Source organism: Jhaorihella thermophila (genome assembly GCF_900108275.1).
GTDB classification, from domain to species: Bacteria; Pseudomonadota; Alphaproteobacteria; order Rhodobacterales; family Rhodobacteraceae; genus Jhaorihella; species Jhaorihella thermophila.
This window is the reverse complement of the sequence record NZ_FNVD01000039.1, coordinates 5,296-7,110: the sequence shown is the minus strand read 5'-3', so window position 1 is coordinate 7,110 and position 1,815 is coordinate 5,296. Positions and strand designations below refer to the sequence as shown.

The window sequence follows — 1,815 nt, the reverse complement described above, 5'->3', positions numbered from 1 at the left end:
ACGGGTTCTGGCTGGCGATCCCGCTGCCCGCCGCCGGCAAGGGGCGGCGCGGCGCGAAGATGACCCCCGGCGAATGGGAGCGTCGCCGTGGCCTGCGCCTGCGCTTCATCTATCGCCGGCGTGGCCCCAGCCTGCTGGTCGCCGACGGGCGGCTCAACACCAAGGGCCTTGGCGTGGCCTCCCGCTCCAAGACCGGCCGGGGCCGCGCCACCGTGCCGATCTTCCTGCTGGTCCCGCAGGTCAAGCTGCCGAAGCGGCTGGACCTCGACCGCGACGCCGAGCGAGCGCTCGACAGCGTGCCGGGGTTGATCGTCGCGAATTGGGTGGAGGGCAGAGCATTGCCGAAATCGTAGCGACCATCTGGGCACACGCCTCTTCCCGCCCGCATTCGAAGAGCGATGGAACATGCCGCGTAACGGAAATGGCGGAGATACTTCGCTTGTTAAGGCTTGCAGAACTGAAAGGCGTCATGCGGCCCCGATTGGAGCGACCCAGCGAGGATCCTTGGCGACCAACTCGACGGTGTTGCCGTCGGGATCGAAGGTGAAGACCCCACGCCACCCGACCCAGTCGAATGTCTCGACATGGTATTCCAGCCCCAAACTCTCATACCAAGCGATGACCGCGTCCTGTTCTTCCCAGGGCAGGCTGAGCGCGATGTGGTGCAGCGAGGATCCCGGCCCCGTTGCGGGCGGCCGGTCGCCGGCCCGGGTCCGTCCTGCGCCTTCGATGTCGTGGCGGAAGAGCGCCAACACGGCAGTGTGGCCTTCGAAACCGTCGGCGATGCGGAAGAACACGATGGGCGCGTCCTGTGGGTCTCGCATCGGCTTCAGGCCGATCACGTCGCGGTAGAACGCGACCATGGCACCGTGATCGATGCAGCGAATGGCAATTTCGCCAATGGCTCGGACGGTGAAACCTCGTTCGGACATGGAGTTTTTCCTTTTGGGCAGCAAGTGGACTTGGGGATGAAACGCGTCAACGCGGAGCTTTCTGCGAAAGCAGGCGCAGGCAGAACGCCATCTCGGCAAGGATCGTCAGCCCGTAGGCTGGCATGAACGCCGAAGAGAGGTCCGGGGCGAAGAAGCGCAGGCTGCTTCCAATGAGATACACCAGCCCGGCAAGTGCGAGTCCGGCGCCAAACGCCTTGGCGAAAAGGCCTGAGCGCCAGACGAGCAGCCCCATGATCAGGCTGTTCACGCCGAAGAACACGAGCCCGAGATCGTAGCCATGCGTATGCAGGTCGAGAAAGACCAGCGCGAGCGTCGAGGCGTCGGCCAGCGCCTCGGCGCGGTTCAGAACCAGCCATGCGGTCAAGAGCGCCATGAGGCTTGCGCCGATCAGCACGGTCTGGATCAGGCGGAAGATCATCGCCGAAAGTGCGAGGCCTGGCGCCATGGCCCGGAAGATCAGGTAGAGCAGGATGGCGAGGCCTGCATCGCTGAGCGCCATCACGATGTCGGCGGCGATGGCGAAGCGGAACTGGCTGGGCGCGGCGAGGATCGCGGCGGCGGTGGCATCGGCATCGCCAAGGTCGATCAACGGCGCCCGGAGGGCCAGCTCCGCCCCCAGACCGGTCACGATGATGACGAGGTAGAGCAGCCCGGCGAACCGCGCCTTGCGGGTGAGGCCTTGGGTGAGTGTCAGGGCAGTCATGACAGGAGTCCTTTCTTCAATGGCGATCAGGTGGCCTGCGGCCGGGCCTTTTCCAGGCCTGTCGCGGCGCCCTGCTTCGGCGGGCGGTTCGTCCGCTGTCCTGCCCAGACGGACCCGAGGACGATGGCGGCGCCGATCCCCTGCACGGGCGACAGGGTC

3 protein-coding genes are annotated in these 1,815 nt (G+C 66.0%); 1 reads left to right on the top strand and 2 read right to left on the bottom strand.

What is annotated here, in order from left to right; translation table 11 throughout:
- Positions 1-353, top strand: a 353-nt coding sequence (locus tag C4S70_RS17840; RefSeq protein WP_235003889.1) for a DUF6441 family protein, incomplete at its 5' end; no start/stop codon positions are given.
- 114 nt (positions 354-467) lie between these two features.
- Here the strand turns inward: C4S70_RS17840 and C4S70_RS17835 are convergent.
- Both C4S70_RS17835 and C4S70_RS17830 read right to left on the bottom strand, forming a co-directional pair.
- Complete coding sequence (locus C4S70_RS17835; protein WP_104009444.1) at positions 468-932, bottom strand: VOC family protein; 465 nt, start codon at positions 930-932, stop codon at positions 468-470.
- 46 nt (positions 933-978) lie between these two features.
- Positions 979-1,656 (bottom strand): DUF4386 domain-containing protein, encoded by a 678-nt coding sequence (locus C4S70_RS17830; protein ID WP_104009443.1) that lies wholly within the window; start codon positions 1,654-1,656, stop codon positions 979-981.
- Positions 1,657-1,815: the final 159 nt, after the last annotated feature.

Excerpts from the sequence above, each read along its gene's own strand:
- C4S70_RS17835 (WP_104009444.1), bottom strand. The coding sequence starts at position 932 with ATGTCCGAACGAGGTTTCACCGTCCGAGCCATTGGCGAAATTGCCATT.
- C4S70_RS17830 (WP_104009443.1), bottom strand. The coding sequence starts at position 1,656 with ATGACTGCCCTGACACTCACCCAAGGCCTCACCCGCAAGGCGCGGTTC.